This is a genomic window from Actinoplanes sp. NPDC026619, assembly GCF_040638295.1.
Classification (GTDB): Bacteria; Actinomycetota; Actinomycetes; order Mycobacteriales; family Micromonosporaceae; genus Actinoplanes.
Window position 1 is genome coordinate 185,775 of record NZ_JBEZYA010000007.1, and the last position, 23,268, is coordinate 209,042.

General features: G+C 69.4%; 21 protein-coding genes and 1 tRNA gene. 14 read left to right on the forward strand and 8 right to left on the reverse strand.

What is annotated here, in order from left to right; all coding sequences use genetic code 11:
* The first annotated feature begins 5 nt into the window (after positions 1 to 5).
* The 3 genes from AB0E90_RS17770 to hisC are packed head-to-tail and all read left to right on the forward strand — an operon-like array spanning position 6 to position 2,810.
* On the forward strand, positions 6 to 635 hold the full coding sequence (locus AB0E90_RS17770) for an RDD family protein (RefSeq protein ID WP_360406000.1): 630 nt from the start codon (positions 6 to 8) through the stop codon (positions 633 to 635).
* The gene (locus AB0E90_RS17775) at positions 632 to 1,744 is read left to right on the forward strand and encodes an RDD family protein (RefSeq protein ID WP_360406003.1); all 1,113 of its coding nucleotides are present in this window, start codon (positions 632 to 634) and stop codon (positions 1,742 to 1,744) included. Before AB0E90_RS17770 ends, AB0E90_RS17775 begins: the two co-directional genes overlap by 4 nt.
* Entirely contained in the window at positions 1,722 to 2,810 is a 1,089-nt protein-coding gene (hisC, locus tag AB0E90_RS17780; protein WP_360406006.1) for a histidinol-phosphate transaminase, read from the forward strand. The genes AB0E90_RS17775 and hisC overlap by 23 nt, the downstream gene beginning before the upstream one ends.
* Before the next feature lie 56 nt (positions 2,811 to 2,866).
* Here the strand turns inward: hisC and AB0E90_RS17785 are convergent, their stop codons facing one another.
* A complete protein-coding gene (locus tag AB0E90_RS17785; protein ID WP_360406009.1) occupies positions 2,867 to 4,135 on the reverse strand; it encodes an MFS transporter in 1,269 nt (422 codons plus the stop codon).
* A 46-nt stretch (positions 4,136 to 4,181) separates the two neighbouring features.
* On the opposite strand from AB0E90_RS17785, the gene AB0E90_RS17790 reads away from it, so the two are divergent.
* Positions 4,182 to 5,291 carry an ROK family protein gene (locus AB0E90_RS17790; protein ID WP_360406012.1) on the forward strand — a complete coding sequence of 370 codons (1,110 nt, stop codon included), beginning with the start codon at positions 4,182 to 4,184 and terminating at the stop codon, positions 5,289 to 5,291.
* 38 nt (positions 5,292 to 5,329) lie between these two features.
* On the opposite strand, the gene AB0E90_RS17795 is transcribed toward AB0E90_RS17790, so the two are convergent.
* A complete protein-coding gene (locus AB0E90_RS17795) occupies positions 5,330 to 5,842 on the reverse strand; it encodes a hypothetical protein (protein WP_360406015.1) in 513 nt (170 codons plus the stop codon).
* A 348-nt stretch (positions 5,843 to 6,190) separates the two neighbouring features.
* On the opposite strand from AB0E90_RS17795, the gene AB0E90_RS17800 reads away from it, so the two are divergent.
* The 4 genes from AB0E90_RS17800 to rlmB all read left to right on the forward strand — a co-directional run bounded on the left by AB0E90_RS17800 (position 6,191) and on the right by rlmB (position 13,294).
* The gene (locus tag AB0E90_RS17800; protein WP_360406018.1) at positions 6,191 to 9,121 is read left to right on the forward strand and encodes a BTAD domain-containing putative transcriptional regulator; all 2,931 of its coding nucleotides are present in this window, start codon (positions 6,191 to 6,193) and stop codon (positions 9,119 to 9,121) included.
* A 38-nt stretch (positions 9,122 to 9,159) separates the two neighbouring features.
* Positions 9,160 to 10,515, forward strand: a complete 1,356-nt coding sequence (locus AB0E90_RS17805) for a class II fumarate hydratase (RefSeq protein ID WP_360406577.1) — start codon at positions 9,160 to 9,162, stop codon at positions 10,513 to 10,515.
* Between the two features lie 242 nt (positions 10,516 to 10,757).
* Positions 10,758 to 12,170, forward strand: a complete 1,413-nt coding sequence (gene cysS / locus AB0E90_RS17810; protein WP_360406021.1) for a cysteine--tRNA ligase — start codon at positions 10,758 to 10,760, stop codon at positions 12,168 to 12,170.
* Positions 12,170 to 13,294, forward strand: coding sequence for a 23S rRNA (guanosine(2251)-2'-O)-methyltransferase RlmB (rlmB, locus tag AB0E90_RS17815; protein ID WP_360406024.1), 1,125 nt, complete (start codon positions 12,170 to 12,172; stop codon positions 13,292 to 13,294). The genes cysS and rlmB overlap by 1 nt, the downstream gene beginning before the upstream one ends.
* Before the next feature lie 149 nt (positions 13,295 to 13,443).
* Here rlmB and AB0E90_RS17820 read toward each other — a convergent pair whose 3' ends face one another.
* Positions 13,444 to 14,049, reverse strand: a complete 606-nt coding sequence (locus AB0E90_RS17820) for a hypothetical protein (protein ID WP_360406027.1) — start codon at positions 14,047 to 14,049, stop codon at positions 13,444 to 13,446.
* An 834-nt stretch (positions 14,050 to 14,883) separates the two neighbouring features.
* Between AB0E90_RS17820 and AB0E90_RS17825 the strand changes: the two genes are divergently transcribed.
* Positions 14,884 to 15,183: a hypothetical protein gene (locus AB0E90_RS17825; protein WP_360406030.1), complete on the forward strand. Its 300-nt coding sequence runs from the start codon at positions 14,884 to 14,886 to the stop codon at positions 15,181 to 15,183.
* An 88-nt stretch (positions 15,184 to 15,271) separates the two neighbouring features.
* Here the strand turns inward: AB0E90_RS17825 and AB0E90_RS17830 are convergent, their stop codons facing one another.
* Both AB0E90_RS17830 and AB0E90_RS17835 read right to left on the reverse strand, forming a co-directional pair.
* Positions 15,272 to 15,991, reverse strand: a complete 720-nt coding sequence (locus AB0E90_RS17830) for a hypothetical protein (protein WP_360406033.1) — start codon at positions 15,989 to 15,991, stop codon at positions 15,272 to 15,274.
* Between the two features lie 66 nt (positions 15,992 to 16,057).
* Positions 16,058 to 17,404, reverse strand: coding sequence for a glycosyltransferase (locus AB0E90_RS17835; RefSeq protein WP_360406036.1), 1,347 nt, complete (start codon positions 17,402 to 17,404; stop codon positions 16,058 to 16,060).
* Between the two features lie 454 nt (positions 17,405 to 17,858).
* Here AB0E90_RS17835 and AB0E90_RS17840 point away from each other — a divergent pair, with 454 nt between their 5' ends.
* The 4 genes from AB0E90_RS17840 (at position 17,859) to AB0E90_RS17855 (ending at position 20,029) form a co-directional block, all read left to right on the forward strand.
* On the forward strand, positions 17,859 to 18,311 hold the full coding sequence (locus tag AB0E90_RS17840) for a hypothetical protein (RefSeq protein WP_360406039.1): 453 nt from the start codon (positions 17,859 to 17,861) through the stop codon (positions 18,309 to 18,311).
* Between the two features lie 287 nt (positions 18,312 to 18,598).
* Entirely contained in the window at positions 18,599 to 18,940 is a 342-nt protein-coding gene (locus AB0E90_RS17845; RefSeq protein WP_360406042.1) for a hypothetical protein, read from the forward strand.
* Between the two features lie 225 nt (positions 18,941 to 19,165).
* Complete coding sequence (locus tag AB0E90_RS17850; RefSeq protein ID WP_360406045.1) at positions 19,166 to 19,426, forward strand: hypothetical protein; 261 nt, start codon at positions 19,166 to 19,168, stop codon at positions 19,424 to 19,426.
* A gap of 198 nt (positions 19,427 to 19,624) precedes the next feature.
* The gene (locus tag AB0E90_RS17855; RefSeq protein ID WP_360406048.1) at positions 19,625 to 20,029 is read left to right on the forward strand and encodes a hypothetical protein; all 405 of its coding nucleotides are present in this window, start codon (positions 19,625 to 19,627) and stop codon (positions 20,027 to 20,029) included.
* 64 nt (positions 20,030 to 20,093) lie between these two features.
* Here AB0E90_RS17855 and AB0E90_RS17860 read toward each other — a convergent pair whose 3' ends face one another.
* From AB0E90_RS17860 to AB0E90_RS17870, 3 genes are all read right to left on the reverse strand, one after another.
* Positions 20,094 to 21,071 (reverse strand): hypothetical protein, encoded by a 978-nt coding sequence (locus AB0E90_RS17860; protein ID WP_360406051.1) that lies wholly within the window; start codon positions 21,069 to 21,071, stop codon positions 20,094 to 20,096.
* 2 nt (positions 21,072 to 21,073) lie between these two features.
* Positions 21,074 to 21,580 (reverse strand): SigE family RNA polymerase sigma factor, encoded by a 507-nt coding sequence (locus AB0E90_RS17865; protein WP_360406054.1) that lies wholly within the window; start codon positions 21,578 to 21,580, stop codon positions 21,074 to 21,076.
* A 339-nt stretch (positions 21,581 to 21,919) separates the two neighbouring features.
* Positions 21,920 to 21,996, reverse strand: a tRNA-Thr gene (locus tag AB0E90_RS17870).
* 135 nt (positions 21,997 to 22,131) lie between these two features.
* Here AB0E90_RS17870 and ugpC point away from each other — a divergent pair.
* Positions 22,132 to 23,217, forward strand: coding sequence for a sn-glycerol-3-phosphate ABC transporter ATP-binding protein UgpC (ugpC, locus tag AB0E90_RS17875; protein WP_360406057.1), 1,086 nt, complete (start codon positions 22,132 to 22,134; stop codon positions 23,215 to 23,217).
* Positions 23,218 to 23,268: the final 51 nt, after the last annotated feature.

Below are 23,268 nucleotides of genomic sequence, written 5' to 3' on the forward strand. Positions count from 1 at the left end.
TCCGCGTGACTCAGCCTCCGGGGTACGGGCCGCCGCCGCCGGGTTATTACCCACCGGCGGTGCCGCCCGGTTACCCGCCCCTGCCACCGGGCTACTTCTACCAGCCCATGCGGCCGCCACCGCCGATGAGCCCGGGCGGTCTGCCGCTCGCCGATTTCGGTACGCGTCTGGCCGCGTACGTCATCGATCTTGTGATTCTCGGGGCCGTGAGTCTCGTGCTCGCCGTGCCCGCCCTCTTCCTGGTGTTCCGTTCGCTGCCGGATCTGGACACCTACGCCAACGACGCCACCCCGAACCGGATGTTCGCCGACTTCTTCGGCCCGCTGCTGATCTTCGAGGCCGCCTGGATCGTCGTCGTGATGGCCCTTTATTACCTGTACGCGGTGGAGTACATGCATCGCAGCGGGCAGACGATCGGCAAGAAGGCCCTGAAGATCCGCATCATTCCGCTGGAGCCCGGCGCCCGGCTCACCCGGGGGATGGCTGCCAAGCGTTACCTCATCGAGCACGTCTGCGGCGCCTTCGTGCCGTTCCTCCGCGAGCTCGACGGACTGTGGCAACTCTGGGACAAGCCTTACCAGCAGGCCCTGCACGACAAGGTGGCCGGGACCGTGGTGGTTAAGGTTTCCGCATGAGCTCGTTGCCCGCCGGCTGGTACAAGGATCCGGCCGACCCCACGACCCAGCGCTACTGGGACGGTGAGGGCTGGATCGGCAAGGCAATCCCGGCCGACGCGGTCCCGCCGGACGGACCGCCACCGGCCGAGGAGCCGCCGCCACCCGCGCCCGCCGAGCCGGCCTCGCCGGCGGCTCCGGTGACCGCCGCGCCGCCTCAGGCCTGGGCACCGCCGCCGCAGCAACAGCAGGCCCCGCCGCCGGGCTGGGGCCCGATGCCACCCCCGCCGCCCGGCTGGCAGCCCCCACCTGGCTGGCAGCCCCCACCTGGCTGGCAGCCCCCACCTGGCTGGCAGCCCCCACCTGGGTGGCAGCCCCCGCCGGGTTGGCAGCCGCCGTCGGGTTGGCAGCCGCCTCCGCCTGGGCAGATGCAGCCGGGACAGCAGCCGCCGCCCGGGTGGAACTACACGCCCTACCCGGTTGTAGCCCGGCCGCACGGCTTTGCGCTCGCCGGGCTCGGCCCGCGCCTGGTCGCGCGGCTGCTCGACATCCTGGCCGTGCTGGTGCTCAACGTCGTCGTCAACGGTTACTTCGCCTACCAGTTCTGGCAGGAGTTCCGGCCCACGTTCCGGGCCAGCATGGACGCGGCCGAGAACGGCAACGCGTTCGACGTGCAGCCGGCTTCCGGCCGTACCGAAGCGTTGCTCTGGGTGATGTTGATCGTCGCGACCCTGCTCTGGTTGCTCTACGAGGCGCCGGCCACCGCGAGCAGCGGGCAGACCCTCGGCAAGCGCCTGATGCGGATCAAGGTGGTCTCGGTGGAGAACACCGAGCCGCTCGGCTTCGGCCGGGCGTTCGGCCGCTGGGCCCGGCTCGGCCTGTGGACCCCGGCCTGGGGTTGTGCCGGGTTCGGCCTGGTCATGCAACTGATCGACTCGGTCTCGCCGCTGTTCGACCAGAAGCTGCGGCAGGCGTTCCACGACAAGACGGCGCGCACGGTCGTGGTCGCGCTGCCACCCGACTACCAGCAACCGGTTCCGGCTCCGCGGAAGGCCCATCCAACCGCCCCGCCCACCACCCCTGACCAGACTGAAGGGCAGTCTTCTGATGACTCGGCTCACTCGCGCTGACCTCGATTCGCTGCCCGCCTACGTGCCGGGCCGCAGCCTGGCTGACCTCACCCGGGAGCTGGGCATCGCCGAGGCGATCAAGCTCGCGTCGAACGAGGTTCCCTACGGCCCGCTGCCCGGCGTGGTCGAGGCGGTCACCGAGACGATGCTGCAGTCGCACCGTTACCCGGACATGGGGGTGGTGGCGCTGCGTGACGCGCTCGCCGCACGCTACGGAGTGGCCGCCGACCGGATCGTCACCGGCTGTGGCTCCGTCGCCCTCGCCGAGATCCTGGTCAAGGCGACCTGCCTGCCCGGCGACGAGATGGTCTACTCGTGGCGCTCGTTCGAGGCCTACCCGATCATCTCGGCCGGCGTGGGCGCCACCAGTGTGCGGGTGCCCAACACCGCGGACCACGGCCACGACCTGCCGGCCATGGCCGACGCGATCACCGACGCGACCCGCCTGGTGATCGTCTGCAACCCGAACAACCCGACCGGCACGGCGGTGCGCAAGGCGGAGCTCGACCGGTTTCTTGCCGAGGTGCCGTCGGACGTGCTGGTGGTGCTCGACGAGGCGTACCGCGAGCTGGTCACCGACCCCGACGTGCCGGACGCGATCGACACCTACGCCGATCGCCCCAACGTGGTCGTGCTGCGCACCATGTCCAAGGCGTGGGGCCTGGCCGGTCTGCGGATGGGCTACCTGGTCGCGCAGCCCGAGGTAGCCGCCGCGTTCCGCAAGGTGCTCACCCCGTTCTCCACCAGCATGGTCGCGCAGGCCGCCGCGCTCGCCGCCCTTCAGCAAGAAGACGAGGTCAAGCGCCGCTGCGCGCTGGTCGTCGCCGAGCGGGCCCGGGTGACGGAGGCGCTGCGCAAGCTGACCGTCGACGTCCCGGAGAGCCAGGCCAACTTCGTCTGGCTCCCGCTGGGCGACAAGGCCGCGCCCTTCGGCGCGATCTGCGAGGGGCGCGGCGTCATCGTCCGGCCTTTCCCACCCGATGGCGTACGGGTGACCATCGGCACCGCGGAGGAGAACGACGCGTTCCTGGCCGCCGCCGAGACAGCCCTCGACCAGCTCGCCTAGTGACCGCTCGACCGGCCGCCCGCTCGGTGGCCGGGCTCCGGGCTCGCCCGGACCGATCAGTGTGCGGGGACGCCGGCCAGCTCTGCCTCGGCGGGGTGGTGGTCGGCCTCCTCGAGCCGGCTCGGGAAGAGCCGGCGAGCGGTGGCGGTCAGGACCAGGGCGACCACCGCCAGGGCGGCCGCGAGCAGCGGCAGCGCGCCCAGGTAGCCGGCCGAGGTGAGCCGCTCGCCGACGAACGCGCCGCCGCCGATGCCGATCTGGAACGCCACGACGTAGACGGCGGAGGCGGCGTCCCGCGCTCGTGGCGCGATCCGCAGCACGGTCGCGGCCAGGCACACCGGGATGGCACAGAACGCGCCGCCCCACAGCAGCGTGGCCACCACGGTCGGGACCGGGCCGAGCACCGGGCCCAGCGCGGCCACCGACACCGCCATGACGCCGAGCAGCACCACCAGCGCCGGGCCGGGACGCCGGTCGACGAAGCGGCCGACCGCGTATCCGGCGATGAGTGCGGCCGCGCCGTACCCCAGAAGCAATGCGCTCAGGCCGAAGCCCTGCAATCCGCCGTCCCGCCGGGCCAGCGGGGCGATGTAGGTGTAGGCCGCGAAGTGGCCGATCACCAGAAGCCCGGTGATCGTGCAGAGCAGCGCCACCTTGCCGTCCCGGATGATCGCGACGGAGGAGCGCAGCTGGGCGCCGAGCCGGGTCTCCCGGTCGTGCGGCAGTGGGTCGAGTTTCGGCAGCACCCGGTGCAGGAGCAGGACGCAGACCGCCCCGGCCACGGTGACCGTGCCGAACGCGACGCGCCAGCCGAGCCACTGCCCGATGGCCGTGCCGATCGGCACGCCGGCCACGATGGCCAGCGAGTTGCCGACGAAGACCAGCGCGGTGGCCCGCCCGGCCTGCCCCGGCGGCGCGAGCCGCGCGGTGATCGGCCCGATGATCGACCAGAAGACGCCGTGCGCGAGCGCGCAGACCAGCCGGGTGCCGCCGAGGACCAGGAAGTTCGGCGCCGCGGTCGCCGCGGCCTGGGAAACCACGAAGATCACCAGCGTGATCGCGATCAGCACGTGCCGCGGCATCCGCATGGTGAGCGCGGTGAGCGGGATCGTGCTGAGCGCCGCGACCACCGCGTAACTGGTCAGCAGCAGGCCGACGTCGGCCTCGTCGACGTGCAGACCGGTCGCGATCTGCGGAAGCAGGCCGATCGGCAACGTCTCGGCGGTGACGTAGCAGAAGGCGGAAGCCCCGAGAACGGCCAGCGCCGACCGATGGATGCCTTCAGTCCGATCAAGGGTGGTCGCGGGGCGGTCGGAAGGGGTCACTATCGCAGAATAAGCTCTTGATCCGAGTAAAAGGAGGGGTTCGACTGTGACGACGCGCTCAACCGAGCTGCTCCGAGTGGCCCACGCCCGCCCCGGAGTGACCCGGGCCGAGGCGGCCCGGCTGCTCGGCGTCGGCACCGGCGCGGCCACCGAGATCGTCGGCCGGCTGGCGCAGGCATCCCTGCTGGCCGAGGCCCCGGCCGCGCCGAGCGGAAGCCGGGGCCGCCCGACCATGCTGCTGGTGCCGCACCCGGCCGGGCCGCTGGTGCTGGCGGCCGCGATCACCCACGAGGCCTGGCGGATCGACGTGGTCGAGCTGGGCGGCAACGCGTTGACCTCGGTGGGCGCCCCGCACGCCGGTTCGGGGTGGGAGGCGGTCACCGCGGCCGTCACGTCCGCCGTCGCCGCCTTGCACGACACCTACGGCGGGAGGCTGCGCGCGATGGGCGTCTCCGTGCCCGGCACCGTCTCGCCCGACCTGCGCCTGGATGCGAGCAGCCTGGGCTGGCACGACATCGATCTGACCGCATTGTGGCCGGGCCCGGTCTTCGTGGCGGGCAATGACGCGTCGCTGGCCGCGGCGGCCGAATCGGCGCGCGGTGCGGCAACCGGTGCGGCGGTGGCCCTGCACCTGCGCATCGAGGGTGGCCTGGGCGGCGCCGTGATCGATCACGGCAAGATGCTGGTCGGCGCGCGAGGGGCCGGTGGCGAGTTCGGCCACATGCCGTTCGGCGACCCGTCGATCGTCTGCCCCTGTGGCGCCCGGGGCTGCTGGGGAACGGCGGTGGACGGCACCGCGATGGCCCGCCTGCGGGGCCGCCCGGCCCCGCCCGACCCGGTGACCTACGCGCGCCGGGTGATCGCCTCGGACGGCCCGCCGGAGCGAGCCGCGGTGCGCGAGGTGGCCGCCGCGCTGGGTCGGGGGATGGCCGGCCTGGTCAACGGCCTCGACGCCGACCTGATCACGCTGGGCGGCATCGGCGTCGACCTGCTGTCGGCCGTTCCCGACGAGATCGATGCCGCCTACCGGGCCGGCCTGATGAAGGTGCACCGCGCGGCCCCGCCCCCGATTCGCCCGGCCGCCCTGGGCGACGACGGCCCGATCGCCGGCGCCGGCGAGGAGGCCTGGTCGCGGCTGTTACCCGAGCTGGCCTAGGGGTTTCACAAAACGGCCCAGCGCCGTCCGCTGTGGAGTCACGCCGTCTGGCAGTAGCCCGCCACCGGGTTCAGCCACTCGGCGAACTGGGCCTGCACCGTCTTGTCCAGGTCGGTCAGCGTCTTCACCTTGTCGAAGTAGCGGCGGTCGGTGGCGCTGCTCTCCAGCTTCGAGGCGGAGATCTTGCCGGCGGTGATGAAGTCGGGGTCCAGTGCCGTGCTGGTCTCCTTGCGGATCTTCGTGGCCGCGGCCTTGAGCTGCCCGGCCGCGGTGGCCTCGGCCTTGTCCGCCTCGGCGGTCTGCTTGGCCTCCTTGTAGGTGACCATCTTGCCCATCGCCGTGCCGAAGTTGCGCAGCTCCGCCGTGTAGAGGGTCTGCAACTGGGTGCACACCTGCTTGGTGCTCGCCGAGTAGTCGGGCGCCGAGGTGGTCGGGGCGGCCGTGGGGGTGGCGGACGTGGCGGCGGCTTCGGGCTGGGCAGCTGCGTCACAGGCGGCGCCGGCGGCCAGGACGGCGGCGCCGGCGATCACGGCCAGGATGGCGCGTCGCATGCAAGATCCTTCTGGTCGGGGGACGTCCGAACCCGCTCGACGGTACGTTCCGGTTCGCGGCTCGTCCAACCGAGAGTGATCATCGCGATACGAACAGCCCGCCCGAGCGGGGCAGCTCGGGCGGGCTATCAATCCCCCGTAACGCGTGTGCTCCACCACGCTGGGGCGATGCATAGAGAACATCCGCGATGGAGCGACGCATGAAGAGACTGCCGCAGGCCGCTCTCAGATCACTGTCGATCCGCTATCACCGACTCGGTACGCTCCACGAGGTATTCACGGATCGGAGTGGCTCCCTTGCGTTACCGCATCTTAGGGCCACTGTCCGTCACCGGCGATGGACAGCGAGTGGCGATCACGGCGGGGCGGGACCGAGTCCTGCTGGCCATGTTGCTGCTCCACGTCGGCCGGGTCGTCGATGTGCCGACGCTGATCGAGGCGTTGTGGGGCGCCGATCCGCCCACCACCGCCCGCGCCCAGCTGCAAACCTGTGTGTCCCGGCTGCGACGGCAACTGCCGGCCGGTGCGATCGTGCACGACCCGGCGGGTTACCGCCTGATCTGTGAACCGGACGATCTGGACGCATCGGTTTTTACCCGATTGATCGGCGAAGCGAAAGACCAACTGGACGCCGGGTTGTTGCGACGGGCGATCGACCTGTGGCGGGGCGAGGCGCTGGTCGGTCTGGACAGCCAGCCGGTGCGGACCGCGGCGGCGGCCCTCGACGAGCGATACGCGGCGGCGGTCGAGGACTGGGCCGAGCTGGAGCTTGCGGCCGGCCGCGACCGTGATCTGATCGGCGAGCTGGGCGCCCTGGCCGAACGCTTCCCGCTGCGGGAGCGGCTGCGCGGCCAGCTCATCCGGGCCTTGCACGGCGCGGGGCGCACCGGTGACGCGCTCGCCGAGTTCCGCCGGCTGCGCACGGCGTTGCGCGACGAGATCGGCATCGAGCCGGGCCGCGAGCTTCAGGACCTGCATCGTCAGGTGCTGGGCGGCGAGGACAAGCCGAGAAACACCAGCAAGAACGTCCGGAGCCTGCCGCGTACGGTCGGGGACTTCACCGGCCGCGAAGAGATCGTCGCCCGCCTGCTCGGCGCCGTCGCCCGGGCCGGCCCCGCCGGTCCCGCGGTCGTCGTGATCGACGGCATGGCCGGCAGCGGCAAGACCACCCTGGCCCTGCACGTGGCCGCACTGGCCGGCGACGACTACCCGGACGCGCATCTCTTCATCGACCTGCACGGGCACGACGAACACGAACCGGCCGAGCCGGCCGCGGCGCTGCTTACCTTGCTGCGGCAGCTCGGCGTGCCGCCCGATCTGATCCCGGCCGACCGGCACGACCGGGTGACGATGTGGCGCACCGAGCTGGCCCGGCGGCGGGTGCTGATCGTGCTGGACAACGCGTACTCCAGCAGTCAACTGGCCGACCTGTTGCCGAGCTCCGCGGGCTCGCTCGCCCTGGTCACCAGCCGCCGCCGGCTGATCGGGCTGGACGGCGCGCACCCGGAGTCGCTGCCGGTGCTGACGCCGGCCGACGCGACCGCGCTGCTGGACCGGATCGCCGGCGAGCGGGTGGCCGCGGAACCGGACGCCACCGCCGAGGTGGTGCGCCGCTGCGGCGGGCTGCCGCTGGCGCTGCGGCTGGCCGGCGCCCGGCTGGCGCACCGGCCGGGCTGGCGGGTGGCCGACCTGGTGCGGCGGCTGGGTGAGTCGGTGCTGCCCGAGCTGGCCGCCGAGGACCGGTCGGTGGCCAGCGCGTTCGCCCTGTCGTACGGGCAGCTGGCCGAGCCGGCGAAACGGATGTTCCGGCTGCTCGGCGTTTTCCCCGGGGAGTTGCTGGACGGGCCGGCGGTGGCCGCGCTGTGCGGGCTCCCGCTCGACGACGCCCAGGACGCGATGGACGACCTGATCGACCTGCACCTGGTCGAGGAGCCGTCACCGGGGTGGTACCGGCTGCACGACCTGTTGCGCGAGTTCGCCGGCACGCTCGCCGCGACCGAGCTGACCGAGGACGAGCGGCGGGCGGCGCTGATCGGGGTGCTCGACCTGCAGACGCACGCGGTGGCGCGGTCGGTGCCGGAGTCGTATCGGGTGGTGCTCTATCGGGATCTCGGCTCGCCGGCCCCGCTGCGGCCCGAACTGGTCGCCGCGATCGCCGACCCGGAGCTGCGGATCGAGATGCAGCGGCCGCACCTGGCCGCCTACGCGGAGGCCGCCCCGGCCACCGGCCGCCCGGAATATGCCTGGTGGATCGGCCGCGCGGCGTGGTGGCACCTGTTCTATCGGGGCGCCAGCGACGACCTGCGGACGCTGCTGGAACGCATCATGTCCATCATGGCGAACAGCAGCGACCGGGCCGGGATCGCCGTCACCGCCAACTACCTCGCCTCGGTGTGCGTGCGGGCCGCCGATTTCGAGCGCGCGCTCGAGCTGCTCAAACGGTCGGTCCGGCTGCGGCAGGAGCTGGGGCAGACCCGCGCCGCCGCGACCGCGCTCGGCAATCTCGCCGGCGTCTACGACGCGCTCGGCCAGTTCACCGAGAGCATCGAGGCCGCCCATGCCGCCCGGCGGGCGTCCGCCCTCGCCGGTGACCGCACCCGGTCCCGCGCGCCGCTGAGCTATCTGAGCGAGGGCAACGAGCGGCTCGGGCGGCATGCCGACGCGCTGCACTACCGCCGGCTCGCCCTGCTCGCCGCGATCGACCACCGGGACGACGGCGTCGTGGCCATGTCACTGATGAAGATCCAGCGGATCCGGCGGTCGCTCGGCATCACCGCCGGCGCGCATCGTTACCTGGCGGTGGCCCTGCGGCTGGCGCAACGCATCGGGAACTTCGACGTCGAGTCCGATGTGCACAACGAGCTGGGCAATCTGCTGCGCAGCGAGGGGCGCTACCCGGAGGCGATCGCCGAGCACGAAGCCGCGCTGGCCGGCGCCGGGCGGATCGCCGACCGGCGGCACGAGATCGACTGCCTGGCCGAGTATGCGGAGACTCGCCAGGCCGCGGGCGACCTGGCGGGTGCGCGGCAGCTCTGGGAGACCGTGCTGGAGCGGGCCGAGGGCGCCCGGATGCGGTTCACGGCGGCCCGCGCCGAGGAGGGCGTCGCCGACTGCGTGGCCGGGCTGGACCCGGCGCGGGCTCGCAAGTCGTGGACGCTGGCCCTGGCGGCCTACGTCGACCTGGGCGTGCCCGATCAGGCCCGGGTGCGGCAGCGGCTCGGCGCGGGTGGCGCGGATCATCTGCGGCTCGGCGAAGTCCGAGAGACGATGGTGTCGTGACTACCGAGCAGAGTGGCTATCGCGTAGAGCGCGACACGATGGGCGAGGTCCGGGTGCCGGTCGACGCCCTGTGGCGGGCGCAGACCCAGCGGGCCGTGGAGAATTTCCCGATCTCGGGGCGTGGCCTGGAGCCGGCCCACATCGCCGCCCTCGCGCGGATCAAAGGGGCCGCCGCGCAGGTGAACGCGGCCCTCGGCGTACTCGACAAGGAACTCGCCGAAGCGATAGCGAAGGCAGCGGCGCACGTCGCCGCCGGGGGTTATGAGGACGAGTTCCCGATCGATGTGTTCCAGACCGGGTCGGGCACCTCGTCGAACATGAACGCCAACGAGGTCATCGCCACCCTCGCCGCCCGCGACCTGGGCCGGGAGGTGCACCCGAACGACCACGTCAACGCGTCGCAGTCGAGCAACGACGTGTTCCCCTCGTCGATCCATCTGGCCGCCACGGAGGCGGTGGTCAGCACCCTGATCCCGTCCCTCGACCATCTCGCCGGCGCCCTCTCCGCCAAGGCGGAGGAGTGGGCGACGGTGGTCAAGAGCGGCCGGACGCATCTGATGGACGCCACGCCGGTCACTCTCGGTCAAGAATTTTCCGGGTACGCCCAACAGGTGACCAACGGCATCGAGCGGCTGAACGCCTCTCTTCCTCGGCTCGCCGAACTCCCGCTCGGCGGCACCGCCGTGGGCACCGGCGTCAACACCCCGCCCGGGTTCGCCGCCGCCGTGATCGAGAAGCTGCGCGAGACCACCGGCCTGCCGGTCACCGAGGCCCGCAACCACTTCGAGGCGCAGGGCGCGCGGGACGCGCTGGTCGAGGCGTCCGGTCAACTGCGCACGATCGCCGTGGGCCTCTACAAGATCGTCAACGACATCCGCTGGATGGGCTCCGGCCCCCGCGCCGGCCTGCGCGAACTGCGCCTGCCCGACCTCCAGCCCGGCTCGTCGATCATGCCGGGCAAGGTGAACCCGGTCGTCCCCGAGGCGGTCCGCCAGGTCTGCGCGCAGGTGATCGGCAACGACGCGACCGTCGCCTTCGCCGGCACCCAGGGCGACTTCGAGCTCAACGTGATGCTCCCGGTGATGGCCCGCAACCTGCTCGAATCGATCCGCCTGCTGGCCAACGCGGCCCGGCTGCTCGCCGACCGCTGCGTGTCCGGCCTCGAGGCGAACGTCGAGGTCGCGCTCGCCTACGCGGAGGGATCGCCGTCGATCGTCACCCCGCTCAACCGCTACCTCGGTTACGACGAGGCCGCCGCCATCGCCAAGTCGGCCCTGGCCACCAACCGCACCATCCGCGAGGTGGTGATCGAACGCGGCCACCTAGACTCAGGAAAGCTGACGGAGAAGCAGCTAGACGAGGCCCTGGACGTCCTCCGGATGACCCGCCCGTAACCCGCGAGTGAGGGTGGCGTCCGCGTACACGTCGTGCCGTAGTCGTATCCACGCGCTGCTGGGCAGGGCATCCGCGGTTATCAAGCCGCGCTGGACAGCCTCGCCGCCGCGGAAGACTCGGCCGGTGAGTGCGGCTGGGCGGCGTGGCGGCGTGGCCACGGGTAGCAGTTTGGCCCGAGGGCGGGTCGCTCGTGGGAGACCTGTGGATAACCACGATTGGGCGAGGTCGGTACCCTTGTACGGTGACGCTGCGCTTGTACGACACTGCGACCCGATCCGTCCGGGACTTCGTCCCGAAGACGCCCGGTCAGGTCGGGATCTACCTGTGTGGTCTCACCGTGCAATCAGTGCCGCATATCGGGCATCTGCGCTCCGGGGTCAACTACGACGTGTTGCGCCGGTGGCTGCTGCACACCAACCACGACGTGACCTTCGTCCGTAACGTCACCGACGTCGACGACAAGATCCTCGACAAGTCGCATGCGCAGGGCCGGCCGTTCTGGGCGATTGCTTATGCGAACAAGCTCGTGCTCGACGCCGACTACCGCGGCCTCAACATGCTGCCCCCGACCTATGAGCCGCTCGCCACGGGGCACATCCCGGAGATGCACGAGCTGATCAGCTCGCTCATCGAGCTGGGCCACGCCTACCCGGCCGCCGGTGGCAGCGGCGACGTCTACTTCGACGTGCCGTCGTATTCAGAATATGGCGCTTTGTCCGGCCAGAACCCGGACGACATGCGCCCGCCGACCAACGGCGGCGAGCCGGACAAGCGGGACTACCGCGACTTCGCGCTGTGGAAGGGCGTCAAGGCTGACGAACCGGCCGACGCCTCTTGGCCGTCGCCGTGGGGTCGTGGCCGTCCCGGCTGGCACATCGAGTGCTCGGCGATGGCCCGGCGCTACCTCGGTGACGAGTTCGACATCCACGGTGGCGGCCTCGACCTGACCTTCCCGCACCACGAGAACGAGATCGCGCAGTCCCGGTCGGCCGGCCTGCCGTTCGCTCGTTACTGGGTGCACAACGCGCTGCTCAACCTCGGCGAAGCCAAGATGAGCAAGTCGCTGGGCAACGTCATCGACGTCGCCGCGGTGCAGGCGATGGGCATCCGCCTGGTCGAGTTGCGTTATTACTTCGGCACCCCGCATTATCGGTCTCGCATCGACTACTCCGACGATGCGCTGCGTGAGGCCGCGGTGGCGTACCGCCGGATCGAAGGTTTTGTGCAGCGGGCCGCCGAGATCGTCGGGCCGGGCCGGCCCAAGGATGTGCCGCCGGCGTTCGCCGCGGCAATGAACGACGACCTCAACACGTCGGCCGCGCTCGCGGTCGTGCACGACACCATCCGCGAGGGCAACACCGCGCTCGCCGAGAGCGACGAGCCTGGCATTCGGGGAGCGCTTACCGCGGTCCGCGCGATGCTGGGCGTGCTCGGCCTCGACCCGCTCGATGCGGCGTGGTCCGGCGGCACGGTCAAGAACGACCTCAAGCCGGTGGTGGACGTCCTGGTGAAGCTGGCGCTCGAACAGCGGGCGCAGGCGCGGGCACGAAAGGACTGGTCGGCTGCCGACTCGGTCCGTGATCAGCTCAAGAACGCGGGAATTCAGGTGGAGGACACTCCGGCCGGGCCGCGCTGGACGGTAGGAGAGCACTGATGCCGGGTAACTCCCGCAATGTCAGCAAGAGAGTCGTTTCCAAGAAGGGCGCGGTCAAGGGCTCCGGAGGCAAGCGCCGGGACACTCTGAAGGGCCGGGGCAAGACCCTGCCGGCCGACGAACGTCCCTGGCACAAGGGCTACTCGGGCACCGAGAAACTGCCCGAGAAGACCGCTCGCAAGCAGGACAAAGAGCGCAAGGCCGCGGCGGCTGAGGGGCGTGCGCCCAAGATCGGTCAGCCCGGCTCCAAGGACACCACCTGGGGTCGTGGAGGCGGCCGGGGCACCCCCGGGCGTCCGTCCGCGCCGCAGCGTGGCCGGGGCGGCCAGTTCCGCACCGGGCCGCGGGTCGCGCCGGGGCGTCGCTCCAACCCGACCAAGGAAGGGCCCGAGCTGCTGCTCGGCCGCAACCCGGTGGTCGAGGCGCTGCGTGCGCTGGTGCCGGCGACGGCGCTGTACGTCGCGCAGGGCATCGACATCGACGACCGGGTCAACGAGATCGTCCGTACCGCCGGCGACCGGGGCATCCCGATCCTGGACATCGGGCGGCAGGAGCTCGACCGGATGACCGGGGGCGTGCTGCACCAGGGCATCGGCCTGCAGGTGCCGCCGTTCGCGTACGAGAACTTCGACGACCTGCTCGCGGCGTCCCTCGAACAGACCGCCCCGTTGCTGGTGGCCCTCGACGGCATCACCGACCCGCGCAACCTCGGCGCCGTGATCCGCTCGGTGGCCGCCTTCGGTGGGCACGGCGTCTTCATGACCGAGCGCCGCGCCGCCGGCATCACCGCCACGGCCTGGCGCACCAGCGCCGGCGCCGCCGCCCGCGTCCCGGTCTCCCAGGTGGTCAACCTGACCCGGGCCGTCAAGCAGGCGCAGAAGGAAGGCTTCACCGCGATCGGCCTCGACGCCGACGGCGATACCGACCTCTACCAGCTGGAGGCCGCCGTCGGCCCGCTGCTGGTCGTGGTCGGCTCGGAGGGCCGTGGTCTTTCCCGCCTGGTGGGCGAGACCTGTGACCTGCGCGTGAGCATCCCGATGGTCTCCGACATGGAGTCCCTGAACGCGAGCGTCGCGGCCGCGGTAACCCTCGCCGAGGTCGCTCGCCGCCGCATTTACGGGTAGTTATTCGCTGACAAAAAAGTGGTACCGCCGGGCACGGCAAGCCCGGCGGTACCACTGAGACCCCATGAAGTTTTTAATGCTATTGGGATTTCGGCGATATTCCCCCTGATTTAAATGCCGTTTATTGTTCGCGCGTCAGGTCCCGAAAATCAGTGACCGGCGGCCGGTGCCGCAGTGGTCGGCGCGATGCGGGGGCGAATCGGGCCGGTCGGCCCGTTCGGGCGGACCGGGCCGGGCTGACCGGCAACCGGACCAGGCTGCACGACAACCGGGCCGGGCTGACCCGGGCGAATCGGGCCGGGGCGACCCGGGAACGGACGACCCGGGCCCGGACGGCCCGGGAACGGGCGACCGAACTGGCCGGGCCGGAAGGCGCCCGGCCACATCGGCCGGAACTGGCCCGGGAAGTGGCCGATGGCGCCGAACGGCACGCCGAAGCCGATCCGGTCCCAGTTGTCGTCGCTGGCGACCTGCAGGGCCCACGCGCCGCGACGCACGCCGACCCGAACCGGGCTGCACAGGTGGTCGTCCCAGTTGCCGGCCCGCTCGCCGAAGCTACCAGCGAGCTCGCAGGAGCCCAGCGTCCGGTAGAAGCCGACGACCTGATCGCCCGACCGCCACTCGACGCGGTTGGCTCCCGCCGGCCTGTTTTCCTGGTGACCGCCCTGGGGTGCCGCCGAAGCCGGCCCGGCGGTTGCCAGGGCGGCGAGCAGACCAAAGCCGCCCATGGTCAGGATCCGGGTGAGCTTTTTCATCGAGGTTCCTTTCATGCGGTGTTTCACGGTGCATTTCGAAAGGGAAAACCCGGCTGGCGCTACGGCGGTCGTCGGCGGTACGACCGCTCACGATTAACCGTTCGGTCGACGCTTTTGGTGGGCTTAATAGCGTTAAGTCGGATTCGTCCCCGATGCGAGGCGGAATCGTGTTTGACGGCCCTAAACGCCTGGTTTTTGCTCTCCGTAACGGCACGACTACTCGTTCGGCGTAGTGCGAACGGCCGATACGTCTGACTGATCACGTCGATCGCGCTGCCCCATGTGGAGTGCCCGCGGCGCCGAACTCATGGCAATGGCTGACCAAGCGACGGTTAAGTTTCGTAGGTGTTACCTCGAATGGATTGCATATCCGCTTTTGTCCCCCATTGCCTTACGCCTGGCGCACTGATAGCGGTGGCCTGACGGCGGGAATAGATCGGTATGGCGGCACAGGTCTTTCTGGCATGTTTATGGAATGCCAAGAAACGCATGGCCAATCGGCCGCACTCACCCCGCTCCCGATCTATACATTGTGGACAGTAAATTTGTGGCGTCGGCCGGAAGCCATGCGGAGCGAGTAATCACCGGTGGTCCACGCGGGCAGCGCCCGGTCGCGGGCAGAAGCTGTGTCGTGCCGCAGCGATCACGCCTGACCAGGTCAGGGCCCGCCTAGCCGGCCGCGCAGCCAGGAGCTCCGGCGACGTCAACGATCTCCGGACAGCGCGCAATCGGGGGGATATCTCTAACTGATTCGGGTGCATCCCGGACTGGCGGGCTTCGGCTGGGGTGCGGCCGGACTGCCGGGAACGCAGACACGCGACGAGGACCAGACGCATGGAATACAGCAACACGCTCACCGAACACCGCAATATCGCTCTCCCCGCCCGGTGGCGGGCGGCCTACCGGGCAGCGCTGGCGCTGCTGGAGAGCGACCACCCGTACAGCGACCCGCTCGACCCGGTCGCTCGTGCTCGAGCGCAACGTCTGCGTACGGATACCCGGAGGTGGATTCGTGAGCAGAAGACGCTCGCATCCGCCGGCGTCCTTGACCCTGTCCAGACCTTCTTCATCGCGCAGATCCCGGACAACTGGCGAGAGATCGACTTACGCCGGCGCCATCGTCCGCGGCCGTGATCGTCGGTCACGACCGCGCGCCTGGTAATGACTGAAGCGTCTGAGCCGCGAGATCCCGCGGCTCAGACGCTTCAAGTTTTGGGCTTGCTCAGATTTCGTCGGAGGAATCAACCGGTCCGCCGGGCAGCTGGGCTTGATCCTCTTGCTCCGGACCGGATTCGACCCGTTCCCCCCAGAGCACGCGCAGCTGGGTGTGCATGAACGAGGCAAGCCGGTGCCGGTAGTCGGCATCGAAGATGACCAGCGTTTCGATCTGCTTCTGCAGTGCCTCACGCTTGATCTCCAGGCTGCCGACGGCATCCTCGTAACGCTGCCGCGCCCGAAGATCCAGCTGGTCGGCCCGGTCGCGCCCGTCCGCCACGATCCGTTCGGCCTCGGCACGTGCGTCGGCGAGCGCCGATGTCGCCTGCCGCCGGATGTCATCGGCCTGCGCATCGGCGTCGCGCCGGAGCAGGCCGGCGGCGGCCCGAGCCTCGTCCAGGAACCGGTCCGCCTCGCCGTGAACCTTGTCGGCGTACAGATGGGCGTCGACGCGAATCTGTTCGGCCGAGGTCGCCGCTTCGGACCGGACCGTCTGCGCATGGCGATTGGCCGCGGTGATGTGGTTCTCGGCCGTGCGCTGGGCCAGCGCCAGGACTTGAAGCGCCTCGTCGGGCGACATCGCCGGGTCCGCCGCGGCTGCCGATGTTTCCGGCGGTGGCACCAGCACAATCTCCGGCATCGAGGTCACCGAGTGCACGACGCTCGCGCTGCCGACGGCGCTGTGGCGCGTTACCTTCACGCGCTCCACTGTCTGATTCTCACTCACAACAGCCTCCATGATCCAATGCGGGATGAGTGCGGTGATCCTCCGGCGCGGTGGCGGGACCCCGGATCATGATCCGTTGACGTCGGGCAGATAGCCGCTGTAGTAAACCGAGCCGAGCTGCGCCAACGGTGCGGGTTTGTGATCGAGTCGCGCCCGCCATCCGTGCACGCACAGTGCGATCAGGGCGCCGTACTTGATCGGAATGACGAGCATCAGGTTGACCGCCGCCTCGGCCGGCGTCAGCAGAAGCCACGTCCAGATCTTTCGCCGGCGGCTTGCCGCGGGGCGGCCCATCAGATGGAGAGCTGCCGCGGCGTACCGCATCAGCAGGTAGAACGCTGCGTAGATGGTGATCGCCGGCCATTGTGGGCCGTCGCGCCAGACGCTCACCGCGATCGCGACGACCGCGTACGCGGTTGCCACCGGGATGACGACCAGGTGCGTCAGCGCCAGCAAACGGCAGATCCCGCCACGGCGCCAGCCCGCGCGGGTCGATCCCTGCCACACCGTGCGCCACCACAATGCCGACCAGGCCAGCCGCCGGCGATAGGCGGTGCGGGCGTCGGCGGCCGCCGGGGCCGACGCGATCGCGTTGCTCACCGCGACGACCTCACCTTCGAGGGCGGCGTCGATGGCCAGGCGGCAGTAATCGTCGTGGCCGCCTCCGGCGAGGAAGCGCCGGCGGTGTTGAAAGGGGAGGCCGGCGCGGTAGATGACCGGCATGCCGGAAACGAGCTTGATCAGGTGCGCCGGCGACCGCCTCGCTGCCGGCATGGCGGCGGAGGTGCCGAGGTTCAGGTCGGCGATCCGGGTGAGAAGGTTCGGCCGAGGATTGCGGGCGATCACCTTCCCGATCGTCGCGGCGATCCCCGGCCGGGAGAATGCCTTGAGCTGACGTGCCATCGCGCGCGGCTCGAGCACGTAGTCGGCGTCGAGGATCAGAACGAAATCCCAGTCGCCCGGCTGGAGCCGGTCGAGGACGTAGCCCGCGGCGGCGTGCCCACCGGAATTCTTCGTGCGGTGCCAGCGGATTCGGGGATGCGCGAACGGTTGTACCGGCCGTTGGGTCGATCCGTCATCGACCACGTGCACCTCGTCCACCTCGACGCCGCGCTGATTGAGGATCGACCAGATGCAGGCGGTCAGATCATCGGTGTCCTGCTCGTGAGCCGCGACAATCGCGACGATGCGCCCGGTCGCCATCGGCTGGCGACGAATCCGGCGACCTTTGAGGAAGGCGAGAACGAAGAGCAGCAGCATCGCGTTGCCGATCCACCAGGCGGCGAGAATGGCCGGGCCGGAGATCAGGTGATGCACGTACCGCGTCGCAACGGCCAGGACGAGGGCAATGGTTCCGAGGATCGGCGCGAGGGCCAGCCAGCCGCGCCGGACGAAGAAGCTCTCAGGCGACACGGACGGTCCTCCACCTGGTCGCTGAGTAGACGGATTGCGCGGGGTACATGCGCGAGTACCTTTCGGATCGGCGAATGGGAGCGACAGTGTCCCGGCGCGAATGCTGGCAAAATCGCCCATATATCGCAAAGTCGATCACCTTGTTCACATTAAATTCAGCCTTTCAGCGTCGAATTAACGCGCTGCCCAATAGGCAGCCTACGGGTGCCCTCGGCCGAACAGGTGATGCCGCATTCCGAACGGGCGATCGAGTCCGTCGGTCAAGCCGCCCGACCGTGGAACTTCGACCTCACGATGGGCTGTTGCGCCGGAATCTGCCCGGCGGGGATTAATGCTTATGGTTAGACGCAACGATGCGTACCGCTGAATTCCCCGGTATGTATTGCTCGGTTTAATGAGGTGAGGGTCCACGGCGAGCGAGCCAGTATCCGAACAGACCCGAGGGAGCCGAGCCATGCGAGAAGTCAACCTCACCGAAGATCGGCGCAGTCCCGAGCTCGGCCACGCCGGTGAACGGTGGCGACCGCTCGCCCAGCAGCTCGCGGCACGCTTCGCGCCGGCCGGGGACAGCGATGAGGGGATGGTCCGGGCGGCGATCGAGGTGATCCTCATCGTCGAGCGCCTCGGTGCGCGCGGGCCGGAACTCACCTCGTTGGCCGTTCCGCTGGTCATCCGGGCGCTGCGCCGGCTCCGGCGGGAACGGTTCCGGAAGTGGCCGGAATCGGGGCGGCGGTTCCTGGGGCTCCAGCTGGCGATTGCGACCGCCGAGAGCGTCCTTTTCGCACGCCTTCGGCGATCGCCCACGGTCGACGAGGTCGCGAGCTACCTGGACGTGGCCGAGCATCAGATCATCGTCGGGCTGGAGGCCGGATGGTCCGCCGGTTCGGACACCGCGGCATTCGGATAGCAGCCGACGACCGCTCTCGGCCGGTCGGCCAATCGCGACCGCCCGTTCGTCACCAACGGCGGACCGGCGACCGAAGTCGTATGTCGTCGGCAGCGAGTTTCTCAACATGCAAGAAGCGGAACGCGAAGCGACGGGGCCGATCCCCCCTAACGGTCACCCTTAACCGACAGCAGTGCCGGCGGGGCCGTGAATCGCAACGCGAACCACCCGGGGGCTCTCCGATCCGACTTGTGAGAGCCCTCGGTCAAAAAAACACGCCAGCACATACGGAATGACGTAGCAGGTGAATGATGACCGCCCCCGGAAACTACCTCCTCTACATCACGCTCACGTTAGGCATTCTTGTATCCAGCGGCTATGCCCTTGGGCGGATCCATCAGTGGCACAAGGATGGCCTGGAACGGGATGAGGCGTATCGCCGCGGATATGACAAGGCCTCGTCGTCGATCCTCAGCATGATCATGAAGGAGGGCGCGGCCGACGCCGAGCAGAGCGCGACCGGCATCTCGTCCGTTGCCCACACCCGCGCTCGCTTCCGTGGGCGGCATGCGCAGGGTCAGGCGGCCTCGTCCGATCGGTCGGTGCTCTACCCGCGGCGCGAGGAACGCGTGCTGACCACCAGGAAATAGAAGACTTTTCTGTAACGTCCGAGGAAGCGGCCGCCTCCCTCGCTGAATCGGACGTCAGGGTGGCCCATCCTCCGCGACCCGGGATGGGCCACCCTTTGTTGTGCGATGGGCCTTCAGATGCCCTCGAAAACGCTGGGATGATCGGCGGAAACAGCCGCACGAAAGTCATGAGCAGATGCCGGATACGGCATTACCGCATATCATTAAGCGCCTTAAGCTAGTCGAGTGTCGACCGCCGGAAGCAGCGCTTTTCAGATCATTTCCTATGCCCTGGTGCTGGTGCTCTGCGCCTACGGCGGCGGGCGAGTCCATCAGTGGTACAAGCACAGCATGGACCGGGATCAGTCGTTCCGGGAGGGCTACAACCAGGGCTATCACTCACTGTTCGTCCTCGCCGCCCGCAATACCCGGCCGGCGACCGGCGTGCCGAACCCGATCGATCGGCACGACCAGGACAGACGTTCCTCCGAGCCGCTGCGGGACTGAGCCGGACGGGGTTTGCCGCCCTATTACCCCCGGCGGCTGCACGGCGAACCACTAATACCCCGATTGACCTCGAAAGAGTTACAGTCGTCTTATCGTTGTGGTGACGACGAGTTTCCATCGCGCACCTTCGACAACTCATGATCGTTTAGCGGGCTGGACGATTAAGCGTTCATTCGTCGAGTTGAGAAGAGTTGCAGCATGTCGTCAATCCTGACCAAGACGTTCTTCGCCGGCGCGGTGGCCGCGGCGGCACTTCTCCTGCCGGCAACCGCTGCCCAGGCAGCCGGGAGTCACCGTCCGTGCGACGGGCCGGGCTTCGGCTCCGGCGCATTCTTCGAGGATGACGGTTTCTTCGACGACGACTTCCCGTTCGCCGATGACGACGACTTCCCGTTCTTCGGGGGCCACCGGCACCACGACCACGACACGGTGATCATCGTCAACGTGCCCCCGAAGAAGCACCACCACCACAAGCCGGCCGCCGGCGACAACGGGGCTGACAACGGGTCTGACGCGGGCTACGAGAAGCCGGCCGACGAGAAGCCGGCCGCTGCCGACAACGGAAGCGGCGACGGCTACGGCAAGACGGCCAAGGGCGCCTGAAGAGCTCAAGTGTGAAGACGCCAGCACCGGCGGACGGGCCGATGCTGGCGTCGAGCGTTGCAGATCAGAACTTGCCCTTGGCGACGTCCGCGATGGTCACGCGAGACACCGTGTAATTGACGGCGACGCCATCGGACGCGTACTTGATCGGCATGCCGTTGTCGGCATTGACGGTGAGGCTCTCGCTGGCGACGGTGGCCGGCGAGCCCGCGGTCAGGACGAGGACGGGCTGGTTGCCGATCGTGGCGGACTTGACCTTGACCTCGGGCATCTGGCCCAGCAGACGCAGCACGCCGGCCCGGACCAGCGGGTCGCCGGCACCGTCCCGCAGCGCGTCCATCGAGTTGTTCCAGACCCAGTTGTCGGTCTTGTTGATCCTGGAGGCTTCCCGGATCTCCTTGGGGACCTTGGTGTTGGTCACCTCCGGCGCGGCGACGCCGGGTGCCTCGATGGTCGGCTTGACCTCCGGGTTCTTCGGCAGGTAGGCGAGCGCCATCTTCTTGCGGGCCTCGTTCAGATCACCCTTGGCCGCGAGCTTCGCCGCCGCGACCGCGTTCTTGCGGCCGAACGCGTCCTCGTTCCGCTTGTGCCCGCCCTTCACCTGGGCCGGGAGAGCGCCCTTGGTCTTGGCGAAGTAGTAGTCGCCGTTGTCGGCGTGCAGGTCCCAGACATCGACCTTGAGCCCGTCGTCGTACCGCTGGTCCCGCAGCAGCAGCGTCGCGTCGCCCGCGGGCTGCGGCGCGGTGGTCAGGTTGCCGACCAGCTTCACCAGCGGAGCCTCGGCCGGTGCGCTCGTCGTCGCCGGCTTCGGCGCGGCCAACTGGGGTGCTGGGGCCTGGGTTCCGCTTCCGGTGGTGGCCACCGCGACCGCGGCGATCGCGGCGACCGCGAAGGTGCTGCCCGCGGTCACCCGCCAGGCCAGCCGGCGGTGCTTCAACTTCCGGCCGCGGTTCTCGATCCGGTCGAGGTCGGGCGCGTACGGCCGGTCCCCGGCGATGCCGCGCAGTGCGGTGCTGAGGCGTTCCTCGGTGTCGTAGGACATGATCAGTTGTCTCCCTGGTTCAGGACGGACTTGAGCTTGATCAACGCCCGGCTCGTCTGGCTCTTGACGGTGCCTTCGCTGCAGCCGAGGGCTTTGGCGGTCTCCCGCTCGCTCAGCCCCTCGAGGAACCGCAGGACAACGGTTGCCCGCTGTCGTGCGGGCAGCGACTGCAACGCCTGGATCAGGTCGGCCCGGTTCACCACGCCGTCGGACATGTCCGCAACGGCGAAGTCGGCCGGCGGGGCCGCAACGGTCCGGTTCCGGCGCCAGCTGCGCCGGGATTCGTTGATCAGGATGCGTCGCACGTACGCGGACGGGTTGTCGGCCCGCTGGACCTTGCGCCAGTGGCTGTAGGCCCTCGCGAGGGCCTCCTGGACCAGGTCGTCGGCCAGGTACCAGTCCCCGCACAGCAGGTAGGCCGTGCGGTGCAGCGATGCGGCGATTCCCTGGACGAAAACCCGGAACTCGTGCTCCGCGCCGCTCGCCGCCCCGGCCGGTCGGTGCTTCATTACGGTCGTCACACCCACCAAGACCCACGCCCAACCCCGGGGGTTGTCAAAGACGCAAAACTTTCTGTCCGCACGGCCAAGCGGTGCTCACCGCCGTACAACCAAGGAAGCGCAACCGAAGCGCCCAAGCGCAACCGAAGCGCCAAGCGCAACCGAAAGCGCCGAGCGCAACCGAAGCGCCGAGCGCAACCGAAGCGCCGAGCGCAACCGAAAGCGCCCAGCGCAACCGAAGCGCCCAGCGCAACCGAAGCGCCGTGGGGGGTTCGGGGGGCTCGGCCCCCCGGCAGGCATGCGGAAGAGGTGTGGTCTGCGCTTTCCGCAGACACAATCATCCAACTCTGGAGCCCCCGGTCGGGATCGAACCGACGACCTCCCGTTTACAAGACGGGTGCTCTGGCCAGCTGAGCTACAGGGGCATGTGAGGCCCAGCATAACGTCCTGTCTTTCTGGGGACGCCTTGGCAGGTCACGTAAAACGGTTTACGTTTACACCGCTGTTTCCACTCGGATCGTCCGGCACGTTCCTGCCGGTGGAAAGGAAGTCGTTTCACCATGGCTACAGTCACTTATGACCACGCCTCCCGGATCTACCCGGGTTCTGAGCGTCCCGCCGTCAACGAGCTCAACCTCGAGATCGGCGATGGAGAGTTCCTCGTTCTGGTCGGCCCCTCCGGTTGTGGCAAGTCCACCAGCCTGCGCATGCTCGCCGGCCTCGAGGACGTCGACAAGGGTCGCATCCTGATCGAGGGCAAGGACGTCACCAACCTCCCGCCGAAGTCCCGCGACATCGCGATGGTCTTCCAGAACTACGCTCTCTACCCGCACATGTCGGTGTACGAGAACATGGCCTTCGCGCTGAAGCTGCGCAAGACCTCGAAGGCGGAGATCGACCGGCGGGTCAAGGAGGCGGCAGCCCTCCTGCAGCTCGACGAATACCTGTCGCGCAAGCCGAAGGCGCTCTCCGGTGGCCAGCGCCAGCGTGTCGCCATGGGCCGCGCGATCGTGCGTGAGCCGCAGGTCTTCCTCATGGACGAGCCGCTGTCGAACCTTGACGCCAAGCTCCGTGTCCAGACCCGTTCGCAGATCGCGACGCTGCAGGCCAAGCTCGGCGTCACCACCGTCTACGTCACCCACGACCAGGTCGAGGCCATGACCATGGGTCACCGGGTCGCGGTCATGCTGGACGGCGTGCTGCAGCAGGTGGACACCCCGCGGGCGCTCTACGACACCCCCGGCAACGTCTTCGTGGCGGGCTTCATGGGCTCCCCGGCGATGAACATCAAGACCGTCCCGCTGACCGAGGCCGGTGGCCACTTCGGCTCGCTGGCCGTTCCGCTGAGCCGCGAGCAGGTCACGGGCGCGCAGAGCGGTGGCGGCAAGGTCACCATCGGCTTCCGCCCCGAGGCCGCTGACCTGGTGACCGAGGGTCAGGGTGGTTTCCCGATCGTCGTCGACCTGGTCGAGGACCTCGGCTCGGACGCCAACGTCTACGGCCACGCCGACCTCGACGGTGGCTCGGAGCGCTTCACGGTTCGCACCGACCGGCGGCACATGCCCAGCATGGGTGAGACCGTCTACGTCAAGCCGCAGACCAACAGTCTCCACGTCTTCAACGCGGAGACCGGCGTTCGCATCTGAACCCAGCTTTGAAAAGAACGGGCGGCTCCGCGAGGGGCCGCCCGTTCTTGC

Bases quoted from the DNA above. Each gene is read 5' to 3' on its own strand.
- AB0E90_RS17775 (WP_360406003.1), top strand. From the start codon at position 632: ATGAGCTCGTTGCCCGCCGGCTGGTACAAGGATCCGGCCGACCCCACG.
- hisC (WP_360406006.1), top strand. From the start codon at position 1,722: ATGACTCGGCTCACTCGCGCTGACCTCGATTCGCTGCCCGCCTACGTG.
- AB0E90_RS17795 (WP_360406015.1), bottom strand. From the start codon at position 5,842: ATGCGACGCGCCATCCTGGCCGTGATCGCCGGCGCCGCCGTCCTGGCC.
- AB0E90_RS17805 (WP_360406577.1), top strand. From the start codon at position 9,160: ATGGGCGAGGTCCGGGTGCCGGTCGACGCCCTGTGGCGGGCGCAGACC.
- rlmB (WP_360406024.1), top strand. From the start codon at position 12,170: ATGCCGGGTAACTCCCGCAATGTCAGCAAGAGAGTCGTTTCCAAGAAG.
- AB0E90_RS17820 (WP_360406027.1), bottom strand. From the start codon at position 14,049: ATGAAAAAGCTCACCCGGATCCTGACCATGGGCGGCTTTGGTCTGCTC.
- AB0E90_RS17825 (WP_360406030.1), top strand. From the start codon at position 14,884: ATGGAATACAGCAACACGCTCACCGAACACCGCAATATCGCTCTCCCC.
- AB0E90_RS17840 (WP_360406039.1), top strand. From the start codon at position 17,859: ATGCGAGAAGTCAACCTCACCGAAGATCGGCGCAGTCCCGAGCTCGGC.
- AB0E90_RS17845 (WP_360406042.1), top strand. From the start codon at position 18,599: ATGATGACCGCCCCCGGAAACTACCTCCTCTACATCACGCTCACGTTA.
- AB0E90_RS17855 (WP_360406048.1), top strand. From the start codon at position 19,625: ATGTCGTCAATCCTGACCAAGACGTTCTTCGCCGGCGCGGTGGCCGCG.
- AB0E90_RS17860 (WP_360406051.1), bottom strand. From the start codon at position 21,071: ATGTCCTACGACACCGAGGAACGCCTCAGCACCGCACTGCGCGGCATC.
- AB0E90_RS17865 (WP_360406054.1), bottom strand. From the start codon at position 21,580: ATGAAGCACCGACCGGCCGGGGCGGCGAGCGGCGCGGAGCACGAGTTC.
- ugpC (WP_360406057.1), top strand. From the start codon at position 22,132: ATGGCTACAGTCACTTATGACCACGCCTCCCGGATCTACCCGGGTTCT.